This window comes from Neobacillus sp. Soil_C_43, from assembly GCF_057656715.1.
This window is the reverse complement of record NZ_JBDGJV010000052.1, coordinates 1-369: the sequence shown is the minus strand read 5'-3', so window position 1 is coordinate 369 and position 369 is coordinate 1. Positions and strand designations below refer to the sequence as shown.

Below are 369 nucleotides of genomic sequence, written 5' to 3'. Positions count from 1 at the left end.
CGAACACGGAAGTTAAGCTTCTCAGCGCCGATGGTAGTTGGGACGAAAGTCCCTGTGAGAGTAGGACGTTGCCAGGCGAAGACAGGAATTTTCATTTCTGTCTTTTTTAATCCCTTATATGAGAGTTGGAAAAAACTTTATGTTGTATCTTAGTGCAAAAAGTGTTAAGATATTAAAGTCGCTCTCAACAAGAGTGGATAAAAATGAATAATTGGAAAACATTGTTCATTGATAAAAAATAAGAATTGCGATATGATAGTTTTTGTCGCTTCTTAAAAAGTGAATTTGTTCATTGAAAACTAAACAAACAAAAACGTCAACAAACAAAAATTATTAGTTTCTTATGAAACTAAGCCAACGTAACAAAAT

Annotated in this window: 1 rRNA gene; it reads left to right on the top strand. The window is 33.1% G+C overall.

Annotated features, from left to right (window positions below):
- Positions 1-77: ribosomal RNA gene (rrf, locus tag AC3A54_RS25545) — 5S ribosomal RNA — on the top strand; the annotation flags it as partial.
- Positions 78-369 lie beyond the last annotated feature (292 nt).